The sequence below is a fragment of the Synechococcus sp. UW86 genome (assembly GCF_900474085.1).
In the GTDB taxonomy this organism is placed as follows: Bacteria; Cyanobacteriota; Cyanobacteriia; order PCC-6307; family Cyanobiaceae; genus Parasynechococcus.
Genome location: NZ_UCNU01000003.1, coordinates 44,550 through 63,081, shown reverse-complemented (window position 1 = coordinate 63,081; position 18,532 = coordinate 44,550). Strand labels below are relative to the sequence as shown.

24 protein-coding genes and 1 tRNA gene are annotated in these 18,532 nt (G+C 62.5%); 19 read left to right on the top strand and 6 right to left on the bottom strand.

The genetic code is table 11. The annotated features are described in order from the left end of the window. Nucleotides 1-23 precede the first annotated feature (23 nt). The 5 genes from cpcA (at nucleotide 24) to DXY04_RS00660 (ending at nucleotide 3,060) form a co-directional block, all read left to right on the top strand. Complete coding sequence (gene cpcA / locus DXY04_RS00680; RefSeq protein WP_115010503.1) at nucleotides 24-512, top strand: phycocyanin subunit alpha; 489 nt, start codon at nucleotides 24-26, stop codon at nucleotides 510-512. 73 nt (nucleotides 513-585) lie between these two features. Beyond that, the gene (locus DXY04_RS00675; RefSeq protein WP_114987327.1) at nucleotides 586-1,179 is read left to right on the top strand and encodes a chromophore lyase CpcT/CpeT; all 594 of its coding nucleotides are present in this window, start codon (nucleotides 586-588) and stop codon (nucleotides 1,177-1,179) included. Beyond that, complete coding sequence (locus DXY04_RS00670) at nucleotides 1,179-1,952, top strand: HEAT repeat domain-containing protein (RefSeq protein ID WP_115160582.1); 774 nt, start codon at nucleotides 1,179-1,181, stop codon at nucleotides 1,950-1,952. The genes DXY04_RS00675 and DXY04_RS00670 overlap by 1 nt, the downstream gene beginning before the upstream one ends. Next, the gene (locus DXY04_RS00665) at nucleotides 1,952-2,584 is read left to right on the top strand and encodes a HEAT repeat domain-containing protein (RefSeq protein WP_115132318.1); all 633 of its coding nucleotides are present in this window, start codon (nucleotides 1,952-1,954) and stop codon (nucleotides 2,582-2,584) included. The genes DXY04_RS00670 and DXY04_RS00665 overlap by 1 nt, the downstream gene beginning before the upstream one ends. Further along, complete coding sequence (locus tag DXY04_RS00660; RefSeq protein WP_115160581.1) at nucleotides 2,581-3,060, top strand: low molecular weight protein-tyrosine-phosphatase; 480 nt, start codon at nucleotides 2,581-2,583, stop codon at nucleotides 3,058-3,060. The genes DXY04_RS00665 and DXY04_RS00660 overlap by 4 nt, the downstream gene beginning before the upstream one ends. Here DXY04_RS00660 and DXY04_RS00655 read toward each other — a convergent pair. Together DXY04_RS00655 and DXY04_RS00650 are read right to left on the bottom strand one after the other, a co-directional pair. Further along, complete coding sequence (locus DXY04_RS00655; RefSeq protein WP_115160580.1) at nucleotides 3,044-4,561, bottom strand: bifunctional pantoate--beta-alanine ligase/(d)CMP kinase; 1,518 nt, start codon at nucleotides 4,559-4,561, stop codon at nucleotides 3,044-3,046. The genes DXY04_RS00660 and DXY04_RS00655 overlap by 17 nt on opposite strands. Further along, entirely contained in the window at nucleotides 4,558-5,097 is a 540-nt protein-coding gene (locus DXY04_RS00650) for a septal ring lytic transglycosylase RlpA family protein (protein ID WP_115160579.1), read from the bottom strand. The genes DXY04_RS00655 and DXY04_RS00650 overlap by 4 nt, the downstream gene beginning before the upstream one ends. On the opposite strand from DXY04_RS00650, the gene DXY04_RS11895 reads away from it, so the two are divergent. The 3 genes from DXY04_RS11895 (at nucleotide 5,096) to DXY04_RS00640 (ending at nucleotide 7,204) form a co-directional block, all read left to right on the top strand. Further along, nucleotides 5,096-5,260: a hypothetical protein gene (locus tag DXY04_RS11895; protein WP_170951284.1), complete on the top strand. Its 165-nt coding sequence runs from the start codon at nucleotides 5,096-5,098 to the stop codon at nucleotides 5,258-5,260. The genes DXY04_RS00650 and DXY04_RS11895 overlap by 2 nt on opposite strands. A 156-nt stretch (nucleotides 5,261-5,416) precedes the next feature. Beyond that, nucleotides 5,417-6,454, top strand: coding sequence for a phosphoribosylformylglycinamidine cyclo-ligase (purM, locus tag DXY04_RS00645; protein WP_115160578.1), 1,038 nt, complete (start codon nucleotides 5,417-5,419; stop codon nucleotides 6,452-6,454). A 117-nt stretch (nucleotides 6,455-6,571) separates the two neighbouring features. Continuing rightward, nucleotides 6,572-7,204 carry a histidine phosphotransferase gene (locus DXY04_RS00640; protein WP_115010496.1) on the top strand — a complete coding sequence of 211 codons (633 nt, stop codon included), beginning with the start codon at nucleotides 6,572-6,574 and terminating at the stop codon, nucleotides 7,202-7,204. Nucleotides 7,205-7,213: 9 nt separating this feature from the next. On the opposite strand, the gene DXY04_RS00635 is transcribed toward DXY04_RS00640, so the two are convergent. Beyond that, entirely contained in the window at nucleotides 7,214-8,230 is a 1,017-nt protein-coding gene (locus DXY04_RS00635; protein ID WP_170951283.1) for an aldo/keto reductase, read from the bottom strand. On the opposite strand from DXY04_RS00635, the gene DXY04_RS11890 reads away from it, so the two are divergent. Then, nucleotides 8,229-8,387 carry a hypothetical protein gene (locus tag DXY04_RS11890; RefSeq protein WP_170951282.1) on the top strand — a complete coding sequence of 53 codons (159 nt, stop codon included), beginning with the start codon at nucleotides 8,229-8,231 and terminating at the stop codon, nucleotides 8,385-8,387. The two genes, DXY04_RS00635 and DXY04_RS11890, sit on opposite strands and share 2 nt — an antisense overlap. Next, the gene (locus DXY04_RS00625; RefSeq protein WP_244278525.1) at nucleotides 8,387-8,860 is read left to right on the top strand and encodes a hypothetical protein; all 474 of its coding nucleotides are present in this window, start codon (nucleotides 8,387-8,389) and stop codon (nucleotides 8,858-8,860) included. The genes DXY04_RS11890 and DXY04_RS00625 overlap by 1 nt, the downstream gene beginning before the upstream one ends. 11 nt (nucleotides 8,861-8,871) lie before the next feature. On the opposite strand, the gene DXY04_RS00620 is transcribed toward DXY04_RS00625, so the two are convergent. Further along, nucleotides 8,872-8,942: transfer RNA gene (locus DXY04_RS00620), tRNA-Cys, on the bottom strand. A gap of 54 nt (nucleotides 8,943-8,996) precedes the next feature. Here DXY04_RS00620 and DXY04_RS00615 point away from each other — a divergent pair. Then, complete coding sequence (locus DXY04_RS00615; protein WP_115160575.1) at nucleotides 8,997-10,217, top strand: lipid-A-disaccharide synthase-related protein; 1,221 nt, start codon at nucleotides 8,997-8,999, stop codon at nucleotides 10,215-10,217. A 19-nt stretch (nucleotides 10,218-10,236) separates the two neighbouring features. After that, entirely contained in the window at nucleotides 10,237-10,494 is a 258-nt protein-coding gene (locus DXY04_RS00610) for a hypothetical protein (RefSeq protein ID WP_006850096.1), read from the top strand. 9 nt (nucleotides 10,495-10,503) lie between these two features. On the opposite strand, the gene DXY04_RS00605 is transcribed toward DXY04_RS00610, so the two are convergent. Next, the gene (locus DXY04_RS00605; RefSeq protein WP_115160574.1) at nucleotides 10,504-11,148 is read right to left on the bottom strand and encodes a ribonuclease D; all 645 of its coding nucleotides are present in this window, start codon (nucleotides 11,146-11,148) and stop codon (nucleotides 10,504-10,506) included. Between the two features lie 115 nt (nucleotides 11,149-11,263). Between DXY04_RS00605 and DXY04_RS00600 the strand changes: the two genes are divergently transcribed. The 3 genes from DXY04_RS00600 to DXY04_RS00590 are packed head-to-tail and all read left to right on the top strand — an operon-like array spanning nucleotide 11,264 to nucleotide 13,089. Then, nucleotides 11,264-11,647 (top strand): helix-turn-helix transcriptional regulator, encoded by a 384-nt coding sequence (locus DXY04_RS00600; protein WP_115160573.1) that lies wholly within the window; start codon nucleotides 11,264-11,266, stop codon nucleotides 11,645-11,647. A gap of 50 nt (nucleotides 11,648-11,697) precedes the next feature. After that, complete coding sequence (locus tag DXY04_RS00595; RefSeq protein ID WP_115160572.1) at nucleotides 11,698-12,252, top strand: cofactor assembly of complex C subunit B; 555 nt, start codon at nucleotides 11,698-11,700, stop codon at nucleotides 12,250-12,252. Nucleotides 12,253-12,255: 3 nt separating this feature from the next. After that, nucleotides 12,256-13,089, top strand: coding sequence for an N-acetylmuramoyl-L-alanine amidase (locus DXY04_RS00590; RefSeq protein WP_115160571.1), 834 nt, complete (start codon nucleotides 12,256-12,258; stop codon nucleotides 13,087-13,089). On the opposite strand, the gene hemF is transcribed toward DXY04_RS00590, so the two are convergent. Further along, a complete protein-coding gene (gene hemF, locus DXY04_RS00585) occupies nucleotides 13,086-14,174 on the bottom strand; it encodes an oxygen-dependent coproporphyrinogen oxidase (RefSeq protein ID WP_115160570.1) in 1,089 nt (362 codons plus the stop codon). The two genes, DXY04_RS00590 and hemF, sit on opposite strands and share 4 nt — an antisense overlap. A 115-nt stretch (nucleotides 14,175-14,289) precedes the next feature. Between hemF and DXY04_RS00580 the strand changes: the two genes are divergently transcribed. From DXY04_RS00580 to DXY04_RS00565, 4 genes are all read left to right on the top strand, one after another. Beyond that, complete coding sequence (locus tag DXY04_RS00580) at nucleotides 14,290-15,366, top strand: Mrp/NBP35 family ATP-binding protein (RefSeq protein WP_115160569.1); 1,077 nt, start codon at nucleotides 14,290-14,292, stop codon at nucleotides 15,364-15,366. A 2-nt stretch (nucleotides 15,367-15,368) separates the two neighbouring features. Next, nucleotides 15,369-16,607, top strand: a complete 1,239-nt coding sequence (rodA, locus tag DXY04_RS00575; RefSeq protein ID WP_115160568.1) for a rod shape-determining protein RodA — start codon at nucleotides 15,369-15,371, stop codon at nucleotides 16,605-16,607. Continuing rightward, nucleotides 16,604-17,953, top strand: a complete 1,350-nt coding sequence (locus DXY04_RS00570) for a sensor histidine kinase KdpD (protein ID WP_115160567.1) — start codon at nucleotides 16,604-16,606, stop codon at nucleotides 17,951-17,953. The genes rodA and DXY04_RS00570 overlap by 4 nt, the downstream gene beginning before the upstream one ends. 102 nt (nucleotides 17,954-18,055) lie before the next feature. Then, nucleotides 18,056-18,487 (top strand): photosystem I reaction center subunit II PsaD, encoded by a 432-nt coding sequence (locus DXY04_RS00565; RefSeq protein WP_011363412.1) that lies wholly within the window; start codon nucleotides 18,056-18,058, stop codon nucleotides 18,485-18,487. Nucleotides 18,488-18,532 lie beyond the last annotated feature (45 nt).

Here is an 18,532-nt window from a genome sequence, read left to right as displayed (position 1 = left end):
GTCTTTCATTCACATAACGATCAATGAAAACTCCCCTCACCGAAGCTGTTGCAGCAGCTGATTCCCAGGGCCGCTTCCTGAGCAACACCGAAGTTCAGGCTGCCTCCGGTCGCTTCAACCGTGCCAAGGCCAGCCTCGAGGCTGCCAAGGCTCTCACCAGCAAGGCTGATTCCCTGGTAAACGGCGCTGCCCAGGCCGTGTACACCAAGTTCCCCTACACCACCCAGATGGAGGGGTCCAACTACTCCGCCACTGCGGAAGGCAAAGCCAAGTGCTCCCGTGACGTGGGCTACTACCTGCGCATGATCACCTACTGCCTCGTGGCAGGTGGCACCGGCCCCATGGACGACTACCTGATCGCTGGTCTCGACGAGATCAACCGCACCTTCGAGCTCTCCCCGTCCTGGTACGTGGAAGCTCTGAAGCACATCAAGGCCAACCACGGCCTCAGCGGCGATGCTGCTACTGAAGCCAACAGCTACATCGATTACGCCATCAACGCCCTGATCTGATCAGCGACTTTGCGTTCCAAGCCCCCCTCGGGGGGCTTTTTTTATTGTTCTTTTTCGGCCCCATCAGAGCGCTGTGATCACCCCAAACGTTCGGCGTTTTCTCAACCTGCTCTGCGGCGAATACAGCAACCAGCAGCAAGCCTTCGACAATCCACCCCTCTATGCCCACATCTTTCTGAGGTATCGCCCGCTCATACAGCTCCATCCAGGGTCAATTCTGCTCGAACAGACCTATGCCGTTGATCCCAAGCATCCCTATCGGTTGCGCATGATCCGCGCTGAAGAGCAGGCCTCCGGCGCCATCAAGCTCTGGAATCACACCTTCCGTGATCCGGAACGCTTCGCCGGAGCAACGTTTGATCCACAACTGCGCCTTGCCATTCAGGACAGCGACCTGATCAGCCTGGATCAGTGCCACTACCAAGTGCTCGAACAGCCAGACGGCTACCACGGCGCCATGGAACCAGGCTGCAAATGCATCGTGCAACGGAATGGCAAAGACACCGTGCTGGTGAGCAGCTTTCATTTGCAGGGAGACTCCCTTGCGACCCTCGATCGCGGTCATGACCCGGAAACCAATGAGCGTTGCTGGGGCTCGGTGGCGGGACCGTTCCGGTTCAAACGAACTGAAAGCTGGACAGCCGACATGGCATCGGCCTGGGTGTGATGGAACCGCTGAGTGAAACGCAGGTGATCCAAAACCTCCGCCAGACGGAGGACCCTTCGGCGCAGTACTACGCCGCCTGGTGGCTCGGAAAAATGCGCAGCCAGCATCCCGATGCCATCCCTCTTCTGCTCAGGGCTCTTGAAGCACTGGATGCCACGCCGATTGATCCAGAGCAGCGCGGTGTCGCTCTCAACGCAATCCGTGCTCTCGGTCTGCTCAGGGACATGAGAGCGGAACAACCTCTTCTGGCGCTGCTGCACTCCAACGATTACACCGTGCGAGAGGAGGTGGTCCGCACGCTTGGTGCCATGGGCAGCTGTGGGGCTGTTGAGGGCATCCGCGCCTTGCTTGCCAGTGGATTGGAGGGAGCAGGAGCTGAGCAACCCTCATCCCCCCTGCTCAACGAACCCTGTGAAGCACTGCTGGAAGCCCTGGGGGACATCGGTGATGGCAGCAGCAGCAATCTCGCCGTGATTCATCCGTTCACAGAGCACCCTCGGCCCTTGATCCGTTCAGCGGCCTGCCGAGCATTGCTGCAGCTGACCGGTCGTGATCGGTGGGGGATGGAACTGAAAAAGCTGCTGAACCATCCAGAACCCCTGGTGCGCCGCGGCGCGCTGCTCGACCTCGGCGCCACCGGCTGGATCGCCGCCGTGCCCTCGATCCGTACGGCGGCGGTGGAACCCAGCCTCAAGCTGGTTGCACTCCGAGAGGTGGCGGAACGCAACGACGACCCCGATGACGTTCTCGACGCAATGGACAGACTGCTCTGATGACCACAACAGCATTGGACCAGGCGCTTCAGACGCTCGAGCGGGCCACCAGTACTCCTGAGCTGGTCAAAGCAACGCAAGCCCTTTGTGCACTGAACGACCTTGAGGCCGCCAAACCGCTCGTGAAGGTGCTGGGGTTCAACAATCCAGCGGTGGCAGCCGTGGCAACACAGGGGCTGATTCAACTGGGACGGGACACCATTCCCATCCTTCTGGTGAGCCTGGATGCCCGCAATTACGGCGCACGGGCCTGGGTGGTGAAGGTGATTGCCGCCCTGCGGGATCCACGGGGTCTTGACCTCCTGGAGCATGCCCTTCAGGCCGACATCGCTCCGAGCGTGCGGCGCTCCGCAACCCGTGGCCTGGCGGACTTGGAGTTCAGTGAAGACGCAGCGCACGATCAGCTTGTGCGCTGTTTCGAGGGACTGCTCAAAGCCGTGCGAGACGACGAGTGGGTGGTGCGTTATGCAGCGGCCTACGGACTCGAGCAACGCTTGAACAGCGCAGCTGTGTCAGCGCACCTCGCCGAACAGGGCCTGGCCGCACTGAACCAGCTCGCATCCGATGCGGAAGGTGTCAGGGTGGTGCAGCTGCGGGCTCTGAAAGCCCTCCAACGCCTCAACGCCGGATGACCCAGAAACTGTTGTTCGTCTGCCTCGGCAACATCTGCCGCTCACCGGCAGCCGAAGGCGTCTTCCTGCATCTGCTTGAAGAGCGTGGCCTCAGTGATCAGTTCGTGGTGGATTCCGCCGGAACGGGCGGATGGCATGTGGGCAATCCGGCAGACCGACGCATGCAGGCTGCCGCCAACCGCCGCGGCATCAACCTCCCCAGCCGAGCAAGGCAGATCAGCCTCGACGATTTCTCGAGTTTCGATCTGGTGCTGACCATGGACGACGACAATCTCGCGGCCGTCCAGGGACTGGCTCGCGAAGCCGGGCCCCAAGCAACGGCCAGCATCAAGCCCATGCTCAGCTACGCCGGCCGGTTCTCTGAAACGGAAGTGCCGGATCCCTATTACGGGGGCGAGGCGGGCTTCGAGCATGTGCTCGACCTGCTCGAGGATGCCTGCGCCAACCTGCTCGACAAGCTCAGCCCGCCGGCGTAGGCCAGGCTTCTTCAGCCACCCGAGACCGGAACTGCCCCACCAGGGCATCGATCACAGCCTCGATGCTCATGCCATCGGTCACGAGCTCAACGGCATCTTCCGCCTGCACCAGAGGAGCCTCCTCACGGGTGCTGTCGAGGTGATCCCGTTCGGCGATCTGTGCTTCAAGCTCAGATCGCTCAGGCACCGGGAAGCCCCGCTGGTCCAGATCCAGAGCCCGGCGCCGTGCCCGTTCGCCCACCGTGGCCGTGAGGAACACCTTCAGATCCGCATCCGGGAAAACAGCGGTGCCGATGTCGCGGCCTTCTGCCACCAAACCACCCTTGGCACCCATCGCTTTCTGTTGAGCGGTCAGCGCTTGCCTGACGCAACGGTGGGCGGCCACGGCCGAAACCGACGCGGTGACCTCCGGCGAGCGAATCGCGTCACTCACGTCCTGCCCATTCACCAACACCTGCTGGCCACCACCTGGCAGCGACCGCAGCTGAAGGTCGAGGTCGTTCAACAGCGGTGCAATCGACGCCGCATCCTGCGGGTCCACACCGTTCTGTTGCACTAACCAGGTCACCGACCGATACATCGCACCGGTGTCGAGGTAAACCAGCCCCATCCGCTCAGCAAAGGCACGGGTCACGGTGCTTTTGCCAGCACCGGCAGGGCCATCGATGGCAACAAGAGGCTGGCGGGTCATCAGGAAGACGTGATCAATCAAACGGGTCGTCCCGCAATGCACCGCCGCGGCCAACAGTGAGATGGCCGTTTCAGCGCCACAGGGCTGAAGGGTGCGGGGATCGACCCTCTCTACATACTGCACTTCAAGTCCTGCTTCAGCGAGGCTCTGTCGCACCGAAGTCTCAGGATCACTGGGATCGGCACGACGCAGTGCCGCCGGCAGAGCAGCGGCTCGAGCCCGATCAACAGAAGAGAGGTATTGGTTACGAGAACTCAACGCCAAACCATCGGATTCACGAACGGTGGGAACGCCCTGCACCGCCACGCCCAGATCAAGATCGGCCACGAGCCGGCGCAGGATCACCAGCTGCTGCCAGTCCTTCTCACCCAGCCAAAGGCAGGACGGCTCCACCAGCTGCAGCAGTCGGGCCACGACCGTGACCACCCCATCAAAATGACCGGGACGGGAGGCTCCACAAAGATGGGTCTGCAGGTCTACCGGTGCTGAACGCGACACCGCCGACTGAGGTCCACCGGGATAGACCGTGTCGACCGCCGGAGCCCAAATGGCATGGGCGCCACAACGTTCGGCTAAATCGCGATCCGCTTCGAGGGTTCGCGGGTAGCGATCAAAGTCTTCAGCTGGCCCGAATTGGAGTGGGTTAACGAACACACTCACGAGCACAGGACCCCGTGCCGCAGCGAGGCGGATCAGCTCACCATGACCCTGGTGCAACCCCCCCATGGTGGGCACGAATTGCAGAGGTCCACCGAGGTTGGCCCGGAAGTGTTCCAGCTCGGCCTGGGTGGAGAGAACGACGCAGCTCAGCGCAGCACCTCAAGCTTGACCTGGGCAATTCCAGAGGCTGTCAGTCCCAGGTCAGAGGCGGCGCCGTGGCCCAGGTCGATCACCCGGTAATCAATGAAAGGTCCGCGATCGTTGATGCGGATCACGGCCGTGCGCCCGTTCCAGAGGTTGGTGACGCGCACTTTTGTTCCAAAGGGAAGAGTGCGGTGGGCCGCCGTCATCGTGCCGCGCTTGTAAATCTCACCGTTGGCCGTGAGGTTGCCGTAAAAACCGGGGCCGTACCAACTGGCCTCACCAGTGATGACCTTCACCACTTCTGGAACGACCTTCAGCTTCGGCTTGGGGAGCTCAGGGGAAGGAGGGGCAAGAACCGGTTTGACCTCCGCCGGAGAAAGCGTTGCCTGCAGCCCAGAGGCCTGGGGCTCGACCACCAGATCCAGAGGGTCAAGGGGCTCTGCACCGTTGAGCGAAAGGAAATCACTGGCCCCGACCGGCAGGAGGGCCGCACTGCCTGAGATCGCTCCGGAGAGCGTGGCCAACGTCAGGAGGACTCGCATGCAGAACGGCGTGGCCAAGGTCTTGGAACTGAGCGCGCAGTTCTCGGCCGTTGGCAGGCCTCACAAAAAAGATTGTTGTGAACTTAAAAAGGGTGCTCTTGGAAAGAAACTGGGCGCCATCACCGCGATCGGCACAGCCACCCAGGCCCGCCTCTTTCGCTAAACCGCGTGCCGACTGGCAGATCAACGCCGGAACGCAAGCCCCCGGGCATAAGCCGAGAGAGAACAACCGATAAGCACAACCAATCAGCTGCTGTGCCGACAAGCCAATCAGCACAGGTTCCGCGGCATTGCAGGATCAATGCATCGGATTCGTTCCATGGATTACAAGAGCGCTGGAGTTGACGTTGAGGCCGGGCGCGCGTTCGTGCAACGCATCAAGGCGTCTGTGGAAGCCACCCACCGACCGGAGGTCATCGGCGGCCTTGGCGGTTTTGGCGGGCTGATGCGTCTTCCAGCCGGATTGCGTAAGCCCCTTCTGGTCTCAGGCACCGATGGCGTCGGAACCAAACTGGAGCTGGCCCAGGAGCATGGCAGCCATCACGGCGTGGGCATCGACCTGGTGGCGATGTGCGTCAACGACGTGATCACCTCAGGAGCCGCGCCGCTCTTCTTCCTGGATTACATGGCCACCGGGGCCTTAGCGCCATCGGCAATGGCCGAGGTCGTTGAAGGAATCGCCGATGGCTGCAGGCAGAGCGGCTGCGCCCTACTCGGCGGCGAAACGGCAGAGATGCCGGGGTTTTACCCGAAGGGGCGCTACGACCTCGCCGGCTTTTGTGTGGCCGTCGTCGAAGAAGACGAGCTCATTGACGGCCAGCGCATCCAACCTGGCGACAGCGTGATCGGTGTGGCCAGCAGCGGCGTGCACAGCAACGGCTTCAGCCTGGTGCGCAAGGTGCTGGAGAAGGCCAACGCCAATGCGAACACCTTGTATGGCGACGACCAGCGCCCTCTCATCGGCGACCTTCTGGCACCGACAACCCTGTATGCCGACCTGGTGCAGCACCTGCTGCAGAGCGGATGCGAGCTCCACGGCATGGCCCATATCACCGGCGGAGGACTCCCGGAAAACCTGCCGCGCTGCCTGCCGGATGGCTGCTCTGCGCGCATCGATGCCTCCAGCTGGAAAAGGCCACCCCTGTTCCGATGGCTGCAGGAGGCCGGAGACATTCCCGAAAGAGACCTTTGGCACACGTTCAACCTCGGCATCGGTTTCTGCCTGGTGGTGCCGGCTGGGAGCCAGGCCGCTGTGATCGAGCATTGCCGCGACAAGAACCATCGGGCTTGGGTGATTGGCAACGTGACCTCCAACACCCCAGGCAGCGCCGCTGTTCTGGACGGTGTTCCCGCCTGATTACGTCAGTTTCAGACGGGTTTAATGCAGTCGACCACACCCCAGAAGGGATCGAATAGGCTGCCTTAAAGCACATCGGAACCTTTTCCGATAGCGGCGTCAATACATCTTTTTTCAATGCCTTTTGATAAGCCCCAGCGCATTACGCGCCGTCGATCGTCTGCAGGTCCTGTTCCTCCGAGGCGTCCTTTGCCTTCAAGCCAGGACAGGCAACAGGGCTACAGGCAGGGTCCACGACCAACTTTTCTCACGCTCCGGGATCACGGCAAGGTGTTCGTGGCCGACATGCCCCACCTTTCGGATGGGCAACTGGCTCACATCGGCAAGGAAGCCCAGGAGGTTTTGGAAAGCCTCGAACGGCGGATTCAAGACATGGAGCAGGAGCTCAGTCATGGTCCTCAGGAGCGCGACACCCTGATCAAGGCGTCCACCAAGCGCGATGTCACGCGCAGGTTCATCCGAGCCATTCAGGACGAGCAGGAACATCGCCAGAACAACCCCGCTCTGAGGAGCGCTGCTGGCGAATCGCTTCCGCGCACCTTTCTGGAGGTCGCCCGGCATCGACTGCCTGGGGCAACCTTCGATTCCTTGCTGCAGGAAGCCCTCGCCGCCTGTGCCCAGCAACAGGACACTGCCCCAGCCCCCACTCGCCTTGAACCCTCGCAAGACAAAGTCGTTCCGATTCGCAATGACGGCGACAGCCTCCCGGTAGTGGTGAGTCCAGCCCCTGAATCCGCCTCGGAGGCCTGAACACAACACTCATCGGCTCTGGAAGGGATTGGCGGGCATCCGCTCGCTGCAATGGAGCCGGGCCGCATCCAACCGCTGAAACTCCTGCGGTGACAATGACCACTGCAGCGCAGCGGCGACATCCCTGGCCTGCTCTGGAGTTCGCAGCCCCGGGATCGGCGTTGTGCCAAGAGCTCTGCACCAGTTCAAAGCGACTTGAACCATCGATGCCCCGCGATCGATCGCGATGGCCTGCATCGCACTGCGCAACTCAAGACTTGCCGGAAGCAGGCGCTGGAACAGGCGTTGTCTCAACCAGGTGACAGGACGCCTCTCCTCAGACCCGGGAGCACAACCCAGCACGCCGAAAGCCAGAGGGCTGTAGGCCAACACCTCCACGCCAAGCTCCCTGCTGACGGCAATCAACTCGCGCAGCTGATCATCCGCAGGTGCCAAGAGCGAGCACTGCACCTGAACGCTGCGTAGGGAAACGCCCCGCTCCAACAGACGGCGATGGATCAACAGCAGGCGTTGGGGGCCCAGGTTGGACAGGCCCAACTCCTCAACCCGGCCAGACAGAACAAGATCAGCCAAGCCATCAAGAAGGCCTGTCTCCTGCCAGGGCGCGTAGCGCGCTGTGCTCCAGTGCAGCTGCACCCGCCGAAGCTGCCCCTTGAGCCGCGTTCGACTGGCCGCAAAGGCGGCATCAAAGCCCCGACGCCCCCATCGCCAGGGGAATGGGGCCAACTTCGTGGCCACCGTCAACTGGGATCGACGCAGGGCTGGCAACTCGGCCATGAAGTCGCCAAGCAACGCTTCACTGCGTCCACTCAGGCTCCCCGTTCCATAAGAATCCGCCGTGTCAATCAAGTTGAGCCCAGAGCTGAGGGCCTGACGAAACGTGGCACGAAGGCGAGCGTCGTCCCGCTGGGCGTCGTATCCCCAAACCGCCTTGTTGCCCCAGGCCCAGGTGCCGAAACCGATGCCGTTCAACGGGGCGATGCTGCTGCCAGCCATGATCGCCACCAGCCCGTCCCGTTGCGTCATGACCGCATCCCCCGCGCAGGAACCTGCGCGATCGACCGATCAAGCCGTGGAGGGATCGACTGCAGACGCGGAACGCATCCTCTGCAACCACTGCCGCAGAACCGCCAGCAATGGCATTCGCTGCCTTGGCATGTGCGTTGCCGACAGCAATTACTGATGATTCATCTCTGGATGGCGCCACTGCTGCTTGCCGTGCCAGCAACGGTCAATCCAGCCCAGGCTTTTGGCCGTCTGGAGCACAGGCCTGCGCATTGCCGCATCGTCGTCGGTGGGCGTTCTTTGACCTGCGAGCGCCTGCAGATCAGCGCGAACGGGAGCCGTGGCCTGCGGCTTCGATTCATCGGAGACGATCAAGAAACGGGGGGCAGCTACCAGTTGAGCTTTGTCAGCCTGGATGGAGATCAAGGCAGTCCGCTCAGCTGCGACAACTCAGGCTGCAGCGTGGATTCACGCCGCTGGAGCGCAACCCTGCTCAGCACGTCATGGGTTCGCTTTGATGCCAGAGGCCTCCCCAAAGGCCTTCCTGCAACCCGTATGGCCCAGGGGCGTTGCTGGATTGATGCGAACACCGTGAGCTGCGAGAGTCACTCACGCAACGTTGCCGGCATGAGCGCGGAGGCTCAACTGTGATGAGGATTGAAAGGCGGCACCCAGATTCGAACTGGGGATAAAGGATTTGCAATCCTCTGCCTTACCACTTGGCCATGCCGCCGCCCGGGAACAGCTGTCCCCATCAGGGGATCTTATCAGCCATGCCCCTGGCTCTCTGCTGTTTCTCTGCAACGGCCACGGCGAAGACCTGATCACCCTGCGGATCATCCAGGCCGTGCATCGGCGCGCACCGCGACGCCCCCTGACCGTGCTTCCTCTGGTGGGTGCCGGACGGGTGTTTGATGCTGCTGTTCAGCAGGGATGGTTGACACGCCTGGGGCCAAAAGCGGCCTTGCCCAGTGGTGGCTTCAGCAACCAAAGCCTGAGAGGTCTGCTGGCAGACGTCAGGGCTGGACTCCCCAGCCTGAGCTGGAGTCAATGGCAGTTGGTACGCCGCCTGGGACATGAGCGCCAACCCATCGTTGCCGTGGGTGATTTGCTGCCGCTGCTGATGGCCTGGAGCAGTGGTGCCCCCTTCGGCTTCATCGGCACTCCCAAAAGCGACTACACCTGGCTCAGCGGTCCCGGACGGGCCAAAAGCGACTGCTACCACCGGCTCAAAGGCAGTGAGTGGGATCCCTGGGAATGGCGCCTGATGCGCTCGCGCCGTTGCCAACTGGTGGCCATGCGTGATCGGCTCACAGCACGAGGCTTGCAACGCAAGGGCGTGGGCGCCCTTGCGCCTGGCAATCCGATGATGGATGGCCTTCAGGTCCAACCGCTGCCATCGGCCCTGGACCGCTGCCGCCGAGTGCTCCTGCTCTGCGGAAGTCGCATGCCGGAGGCCCAGCGAAACCTGCAGCGGTTGGTTCGCAGTGCCATGGCGCTTCCCGGCCGTGTGCCGATGGCACTGCTCGTGGCCGTGGGCGCCCAACCCGATGCAGAGGCCCTGAGCAACAGTCTTGAACAACTGGGGTTTCGACGCAGCCTTCCGCCTTCGGACCAACTGGGTGCCGAAGCCTGCTGGGTGAAAGGAGCCTGCCTGGTGCTGATCGGGCGAGGTTGCTTTGACCAATGGGCCGGCTGGGCAGAAGCCGGCATCGCCACCGCCGGAACGGCGACGGAACAACTGGTGGGGCTGGGCATTCCGGCCCTGTCCCTGCCGGGACCAGGACCGCAGTTCAAGCCGGGCTTCGCTCGCCGTCAAAGCCGCCTGCTGGGGGGTGCGGTTCGTCCCTGCTCTGATGAATCCGAGCTCACGAGACGGCTCGAATTTCTCCTGGACGACCCGACACTCCGCTCCCACCTGGGACGAATCGGCACGCAGCGGATGGGGCCGGCAGGGGGAAGCGATCAGCTGGCACGCCTGATCCTGGATCGCTTCAACGGATACTGAAGATCTTCGGTTGGTTGCGATGGCCGCGATTCAAGACCCCACCCTCGTCAAACTTTGTGCCCAGTTGGCGAGTCGACTGAGCATCAGCCTCGCCAGTGCCCGGCGCCAGGTGGAACAGGCCGCGGCCCGAGAAGGACATCGCGATGTGGAGGGACGGCGAGCAATGGCTGAATCCATGCTGGCCGCCCTCGATAAGGACAACGGTGACCACGCCCGTCAGCTGGACGCGTTGCTCGAGAACAGCGAAGGCGACGGCAATTTCATGCTGGAAGACTGAGCCCCAACCTCAGTGCTCAAAGATCTGGTGAAAGCGCAGCCGATCCAGCTCGGCTACCACCGGAACGCACTGGAAGCAGCGTTGCGCCAGATCCCAGCGCCCTTCCCGCCGCAACATCTGCTCCAGGCGCTCACGGGCTGGCAGCAGATAGCGCACATCATTGGCGGCGTAGGCCAGCTGGGCATCCGTGAGTTCGTCCACCCGGCCCCAGTCACTGCTCTGGGCGCCCTTGTCCAGCTCAACGCCGACCAATTCCATCACCAGATCCTTGAGGCCATGGCGGGGGGTGTACGTGCGGCCGAGCCGACTGCCGACCTTGGTGCAGAACACGGGGTTCACGTCAATCCCCAAACCGGCGGCAAGCGCAGCCACATCAAAACGGGCGAAGTGAAACACCTTCTCCACCGTGGGCGCCTCAAACAGGCGCTTGAGATTCGGCGCCTCGGTCTGGCCCAGGCCAATGCGGACGCAGGCCACACGGTCTTCAGCGTCGGCGATCTGAACCAGGCAAAGCCGATCACGCCCATGGATCAGCCCCATCGCTTCGGTATCAACCGCAAGCCGCGGGGACTGCAGATAGCGCTCCGTCCAAGCTGCATCGAGGTCGCGATCAAAGACGGCGAATTCCGCTGGGGATGACGACTTCTCAGCCATGACTTCAGGAAGGGATAGGGCCAGTGTGGCCAATCACCTCCACAGCAAGTCTCAAGACTCTCCTCTTGAATCTCGAAATGAGATCGCTTTTGATTGGTGAAGTCGTCCCGCGCCTGTGTTCTCTCGCAGAAAGCCTTCGCGCACCTGTCTGTCAGACATCGAGCAGTACTTCCATCAGCCGCCGCCGCAGTTCCTCGATCTCGAGCTGGCTGTCTGCTGGATCCTCGAGTGCTTGCTCAAAGACGACAACTACCCCTCCGGACTCCTGCAGAAACTGATCCGGGAGGAGCCCCAACTGCGGCTTTCTGAAACCGTGCTGCAACAGGCCCTGGAGTTCCTTGAGCAACAGGGCTCGATCAGCAGTTACACCCAACGCTGCCCGAGCCGCGGACGGCCACGGCGCATGCTGCACCTTGAATCCGATGCACGCGGCGAAGCCGAGCGACTGATGCAGCCCTGGCGCAGCTGGCTGGACTCCCACCGTTTCGCCTTGAACTAAGCGATTCAGCCGGCGCAAGGCTTAAAAAGGTTGAACATCACCGGGATGCCATGCCTGCAGGATTCCAATCCACCCTCCTGCTGACTGTTCTGCTGGCGATTGGTCTGGTCTTCTTTCTGCGTGCAGCCAGCAAAGACCGAACCACAGTGGTGGACGTGATGTCCCCCCAACCCCCCATCACCGTGCTTGACGGGCTCAGCACTTGGCTGGAAGAGCGCGGCTGGAGCCGGGATGGCGGCGATGCTGAGCGCCAGGTGCTCCGCTTCAAGGGGAAAGTGGCCTCCAGCCAACCCCTTGCGGTGTTGCTGTCAGTACTGGCGGCCATTGGCTCCGGCTGCTTCGGCCTGGTCCTGCGTCAGCTGGCACCGCAACTGCACTGGTGGCCTCTGCTGCTGATCGGCATCGGCCCTCTGGCAGGAGCTGTCTACACACGGCGGGCCGCTCGCACAGAAGCCCTTGAACTGCAACTCCTTCCTGCTCCCGAGGGAGACGGCAGCGCCATTCGTCTGCGGGCTCATCGGGACGAATTGATCGCCATCGAACTGGAACTGGCTGAGACCCTGCAACTCGCCAGTGACGGATCCCTGCTCTCCTCCCCCATCTGAACCATGGGTCTGCCGGCCTGGATGCGACGGCGTCGCTTTGCCTCAGGACTTGCCATCGCAGGCCTGTCACTGGCAACCCTGGCGATGACCAAGGCTGCGGAACAGCACAACTGGCTTGGCACAGCCGAGCCCAGCAAAAAAACAGCACCGAAACAGCCAGCCCCCTGTCCTGAGCCCGCCACGCCAGATCCCTTGCTCGGCCCACGCACAAAGAAACCCGGGAGCTGGGTTGGCAGAAGCCCTGTGCAGAGCAACCTGCCAATCGTCGTCATGGCAGGACACGCCGACTCCCAGGGCACTGCCAGTCCAGGGACCCCTGGATATGCCGTGGATCAGCAGAAGCGAGCGCCGATGCAACCGGGCATTCGCGATGAGCTGTTCTGGAACCGCGAAGTTCAGGCCGCTGTGGTGACCCAAGGCCAGGCCCGTGGCTTGAACATCCGCGCCTACACCCCGCCGTCCATCAGCATCGCGAACGATGACGACCCCAGCACCAACTGGTCGAAGGCCAAGGTCTTTTCAGAGCGTGGTGAATATGTCCTGGAGATCCATTTCGATGCCTTCCGGCCCCATGGCTTCGGTTCCGGCCTGATTCCGGTGCTCCCAAATGTGCGCGAACTGAATGTCGTCGATGAAAGCCTGGCCCAGGCATTTGGGCGCTACCCACGCCTGTTCCGCGGAGGCCTTGGCGGTCCGCGGCGCGGGATCGGAATTCTTGAAATCGCCATGCTTGAGCCCCCTCTCGAGACGAAACTGAGGGATCCACGCTCCAGAGAGCACACGTTGAATTGCCTGGCCGAGCGCGTGGTGAACGCGCTCGTTCAAGGCGTCAGTTAGTTGATCGCTCCATGGGGGCGGCAGCGCTCATCCAGCGAGGCATCACCGAGCCAGTCCTGCGGCTTGGTGAACAGTTCGGTCAGCAGGGCTTCCCTTGATCCGGCCTCAGCGGTGTAGCCGTACTCCCAACGCACCAAGGGGGGCAGAGACATCAGGATCGACTCCGTGCGTCCATTGGTCTGCAGGCCGAAGATCGTGCCGCGATCCCACACCAGGTTGAACTCCACATAACGTCCCCGGCGATAGAGCTGAAAGTCCCTTTCGCGATCGCCGTAGGCCATCGGGTGGCGCTTCTCCACGATGGGGGCATAGGCGGGTAGGAAGGCTCTGCCATTGGCCTGCCCCAAGGAGAACAGCTGCTCCCAGCTCAACGGCCGAGCTCCCAAGCGAGCCGACACCTGAGCAGCAGGCCCGGAGGGATCCTGACCCTTGTAGAGGGTGCCGTTGGCGTCTTGGTAGTCGTAAAAGATGCCGCCAACGCCGCGGGTTTCACCACGGTGCTTCAAATAGAAGTATTCATCGCACCAGGGCTTGAACACCTTGTGCAGATCCGGGTGAACTGAATCACAGGCCGCCTGGTGGGTGCGATGGAAATGACGGGCGTCGTCGAGGAACGGGTAGTAGGGCGTCAGGTCGGCACCGCCGCCGAACCACCACACCGGGCCAGCCTCGAAATAGCGGTAATTGAGGTGAACGGTCGGGATGTAGGGGTTGCGGGGATGCAGCACCATCGAGGTTCCCGTGGCGAACCAGGGATGCCCCTTGGCCTCAGGACGCTGCTTGAGGATCGACGGGGGCAGTTCTTCGCCTTGAACCTCGGAGAAATTCACGCCGCCCTGTTCAAAGACGCGCCCCTCACGCATCACCCGGGAGCGCCCACCACCCCCTTCAGGCCTGACCCAACTCTCCTCAACGAAGCGACCTTCACCGTCGATGGCTTCCAGGCCCGCACAGATTTCGTCCTGCAGCCCCATCACCATCGCCCGGGCCCGCTCTCTGGAATCGCTGGGGGGCAGCTCAAGGGGAGCCTTGCTGACACCCACGTCCTGGCGTCCGAGGACGCGGCGAATCAGGGAGCGGACCATGTGTCAGAGACTGAAGACATCGAAACCTAACCAGGTCACCCCAGGCCTGGACAAGCATCCGTCAGGGACTGTCACGGGCGGCGCCCCTAGGATCCGGCTTGCCTTGATGAAACGGATGACCCCGGTCGAGCAGGCCAACCAAGCCCTCCAGCAAGTCAAAGATGCCGGCAGTGGCAAAACGGCCCTGGAGCTCGGCTGGATCGAACAGATCCGCATCACCCCGCCGCGGGCTGTGTTTCGCCTCAGCCTTCCAGGCTTTGCCCAAAGCCAGCGTGACCGCATCGTGGCCGAAGCACGGGGCGCTCTGATGGCGCTCGATGGCATTGACGACGTGCAGATCGAGATCGGCCAACCGCCAAGCCAAGGGGGCATTGGCCAAGCCGGCCATGGTCAGCCGGCGGAACGCCAGTCGATCCCCGGCGTCCGCCAGGTGATTGCCGTGAGCAGCGGCAAGGGCGGCGTCGGCAAAAGCACCGTCGCGGTCAATCTGGCCTGCGCCCTCGCCCAGACCGGCCTGCGGGTCGGACTTCTGGACGCCGATATTTACGGGCCGAACGCACCCACCATGCTGGGCGTCGCTGACCAAACACCTGAGGTGCAGGGCAGCGGCGATCAGCAGCGGATTGTCCCGATCGAGACCTGCGGCATCGCCATGGTGTCGATGGGTCTGCTGATCGACGATCACCAGCCTGTGATCTGGCGCGGCCCGATGCTCAACGGCATCATCCGGCAGTTCCTGTATCAGGCCGAATGGGGTGAGCAGGACGTTCTCATCGTTGATCTGCCGCCGGGCACCGGTGATGCACAGCTCTCCCTGGCCCAGGCAGTGCCGATGGCGGGCGTTGTGATCGTGACCACCCCACAACAGGTGTCGCTGCAGGATGCGCGACGGGGGCTCGCCATGTTCCGGCAGATGGGCATTCCCGTTCTGGGGGTGGTGGAGAACATGAGCGCCTTCATTCCTCCGGACCGTCCCGACTGCCGCTACGCCCTCTTCGGCAGTGGCGGCGGCGCCCAACTCGCTGCGGATTACGACGTACCCCTGCTGGCTCAGATCCCCATGGAAATGCCCGTGCAGGAAGGCGGTGACACGGGGCGACCGATCGTGATCAACCGCAGCGACTCGGCCAGCGCCGCTGAGTTCAAGGGCCTTGCGACAGCGGTGCTCAAGGCCGTCACCCAGCCCGTCTGACGATGTTCAGCCGACGTGACCGCCGCAGATCGCACCGGGAGTGGGTGCTCTGGGGTGTTCCGCTCGGAATGATCACCATCGCCGGGGTGCTGATCGCCAGCACCCAACGCCAGGCGGACTATGCCGACTGGTATCACCACTGGATCACCGCGGCCTTCGGAGTGCTGCTGGCGCTGGGACTGGAACGGCTGCCGTTGCAGCGTCTACGGCCTCTTTTGGTTCCCGTCTACGCCTTCACGGTGATCAGCCTGGTGGCGGTGCGCGTGATTGGAACCACAGCGCTGGGCGCCCAACGCTGGATCAGCATTGGCGGGGTTCATGTTCAGCCATCAGAGTTCGCCAAGATCGCGGCGATCCTGCTCGTGGCAGCAGTCCTGTCGCGACACCCGGTGGAACGACCGATTGATCTGATGCGCCCGCTCGGGGTGATTGCAGTGCCGTGGCTGTTGGTGTTCATCCAGCCTGATCTCGGCACATCGCTTGTGTTCGGCGCCCTGATGCTCACGATGCTCTATTGGTCGGGGATGCCGGTCGAGTGGGTGATTCTGTTGTTCTCACCGCTGGTGACGGCCCTGCTCTCAGGCCTTCTCCCCTGGGCCATGGCCCTCTGGATCCCGCTGATGGGAGTTCTCGCATACCGCTCCTTGCCCTGGAAACGTCTGGCAGCCACAGCAACCCTGGCCATCCACGGCGCCATGGCTGCTGTGACGCCATGGCTCTGGATGCATGGTTTGAAGGACTATCAACGGGACCGTTTGGTGCTGTTCCTCGACCCAAGTCAGGATCCATTGGGCGGGGGCTATCACCTGCTCCAGAGCACCGTTGGCATCGGTTCAGGCGGCGTCTTGGGCACAGGTCTTCTTCAAGGACAACTGACCAAGCTTCGTTTCATCCCTGAACAACACACCGATTTCATCTTCAGCGCCCTGGGTGAGGAAACCGGCTTTCTTGGCTGCCTTTTGGTGGTTCTTGGCTTTGCCGCGTTGATGGCACGGCTGCTCCAGATCGCACGCAATGCCCGCACCGACTTCGAATCACTCGTGGTGATCGGGATCGGCACGATGCTGATGTTCCAGGTGGTGGTCAACATCTTCATGACCATCGGCTTGGGCCCCGTCACAGGAATCCCCCTGCCCTTCCTCAGTTATGGGCGCTCAGCCATGGTGGTGAACTTCATAGCGCTCGGCCTCTGCCTGTCGGTGGTCCGGCAAAGCCGTCGCTCCTTGGCGCACCTCCGTTGACCGGCCCCTCCTTCACAGACCTGCGGCAACGGCTGGCACAGGACGTGCCCCAGGGCCGCTGCGATGAGATTGGTGTGCGGCGGCTTTGGTGGGCGGCCCTGGAAACCCTGCAACAGGACCTGCTTGAGCGAGGCCTGGAACGCGGCATCTGGCTGGCTGCCCCCCTGCCAGCTCTCTACGAACCGGAATTACTGAAACATCTGCAGGGATGGGTGTGGGCTCCAGATCAACTGGATCAACTGAGTCCGCATCCAACGGCACTGCCGGGACGGTCCAGCAGCGATGAGTCCGGTTCCCTGCGGGGATTCCAACGCTTGTCCCTGGGCCCCGACGACGGAGATGACCCACTGCTGCTGGTGATCACACCCGAGGTCCAGGTGGCCCTTGCCCTGCATGGGCCGCCCCAGAAGCGGCAGCTGCTGATGCGATGCGACCCTGCAACGCTCAGTGATGTGCTGGTGCAGCTGGGGGGGCGGCTGGAGCACCAGTCACCAGCGCAGGCCGAGCAGCTGCGCAAAGCACTCGAATCGATCGGCTCCCTGCAGAGCAATGCAGCCTGGTCAGAACAGTTCTGGCCCCGTCTCACGGAGCGGCTCACCGGCACAGCCCCCGGGCTGATGCTGCAACCCATCCAGGCTGAGCGCCCACCGGAAGCGCCCAGCCATGGAGATCTGAATTTGCTGGAAGCGATCACCCATGAGGTGCGCACCCCGCTGGCCACGATTCGAACACTGATCCGCTCTCTGCTGCGGCGAAAGGATCTGGCTGATGTCGTTATGAATCGCTTGCGGCAGATCGACGTGGAATGCAGCGAGCAGATCGATCGATTTGGCCTGATCTTCCATGCCGCTGAACTGCAACGGGAGCCCAACGAGGCCAATCTGGCCCGCACGGATTTGCGGGCCATGCTGAGCGCCCTTGCACCCAGCTGGACGGAGCAGCTGAACCGTCGCGGGATCGCCTTGGAGCTGGATCTCAGCGCCGACCTACCGGCGATCCTCAGTGACTCCCGTCGACTGGAACCGATGCTGGGGGGTCTGATCGACCGCAGCACCAGGGGGCTCCCCTCCGGCAGTCAGCTCACGCTTCACCTCCAGGCAGCCGGTCCACGGGTGAAGCTTCAGCTGCATGTGGAGCATCCCGACAGGAGCCAGGCCACGGAGGCCGGCCCGTCTCCCCAACGCGAGGACGTGGGCACCGTCCTGAGCTGGGATCCCAGCACCGGGAGCCTGCAGTTAAGCCAGGATGCGACCCGCCAGATGATGGCCAGCCTGGGAGGCCGCTATCAGCCCAGGCGCGACCGCGACATCACCGTTTTTTTCCCGGTGCATACGCCCGCAGAGTGATGGGTTTGTTGACGGGTGTGAAGGTTGCTGTCGGAGCTCAAAACAGGCCCCAATGACGGTGCTACTTTCCAGCCATAACGGCTCTTGTGGATTCTTTCAGCCATGGCAGCAACGGCGTTGAACGGTCAACTTCCCCAGCACATCGCCAGCACTGGCGGCCTTCTTAATTCAGCGGAGACTGAAGAGAAATACGCAATCACCTGGACCAGCAAGACAGAGCAAGCTTTTGAGCTGCCCACCGGTGGCGCCGCTCTGATGAACTCAGGCGAGAACCTGATGTATTTCGCTCGCAAGGAACAGTGCCTCGCCCTCGGCACCCAGCTGCGCACGAAATTCAAGCCGCGGATCGAGGACTACAAGATCTACCGGATCTACCCCGGTGGTGACACAGAGTTCCTGCATCCCAAGGATGGTGTGTTCTCCGAAAAGGTGAACGAAGGTCGTCCCATGGTGGGCCACAACCCTCGTCGCATTGGCCAGAACGTCAACCCGGCCAACATCAAGTTCAGCGGCCGCAACACCTTCGACGCCTGATCTCTCAAAACCGACGCCCGGAGGTCATGATCTCCGGGTCCCGGC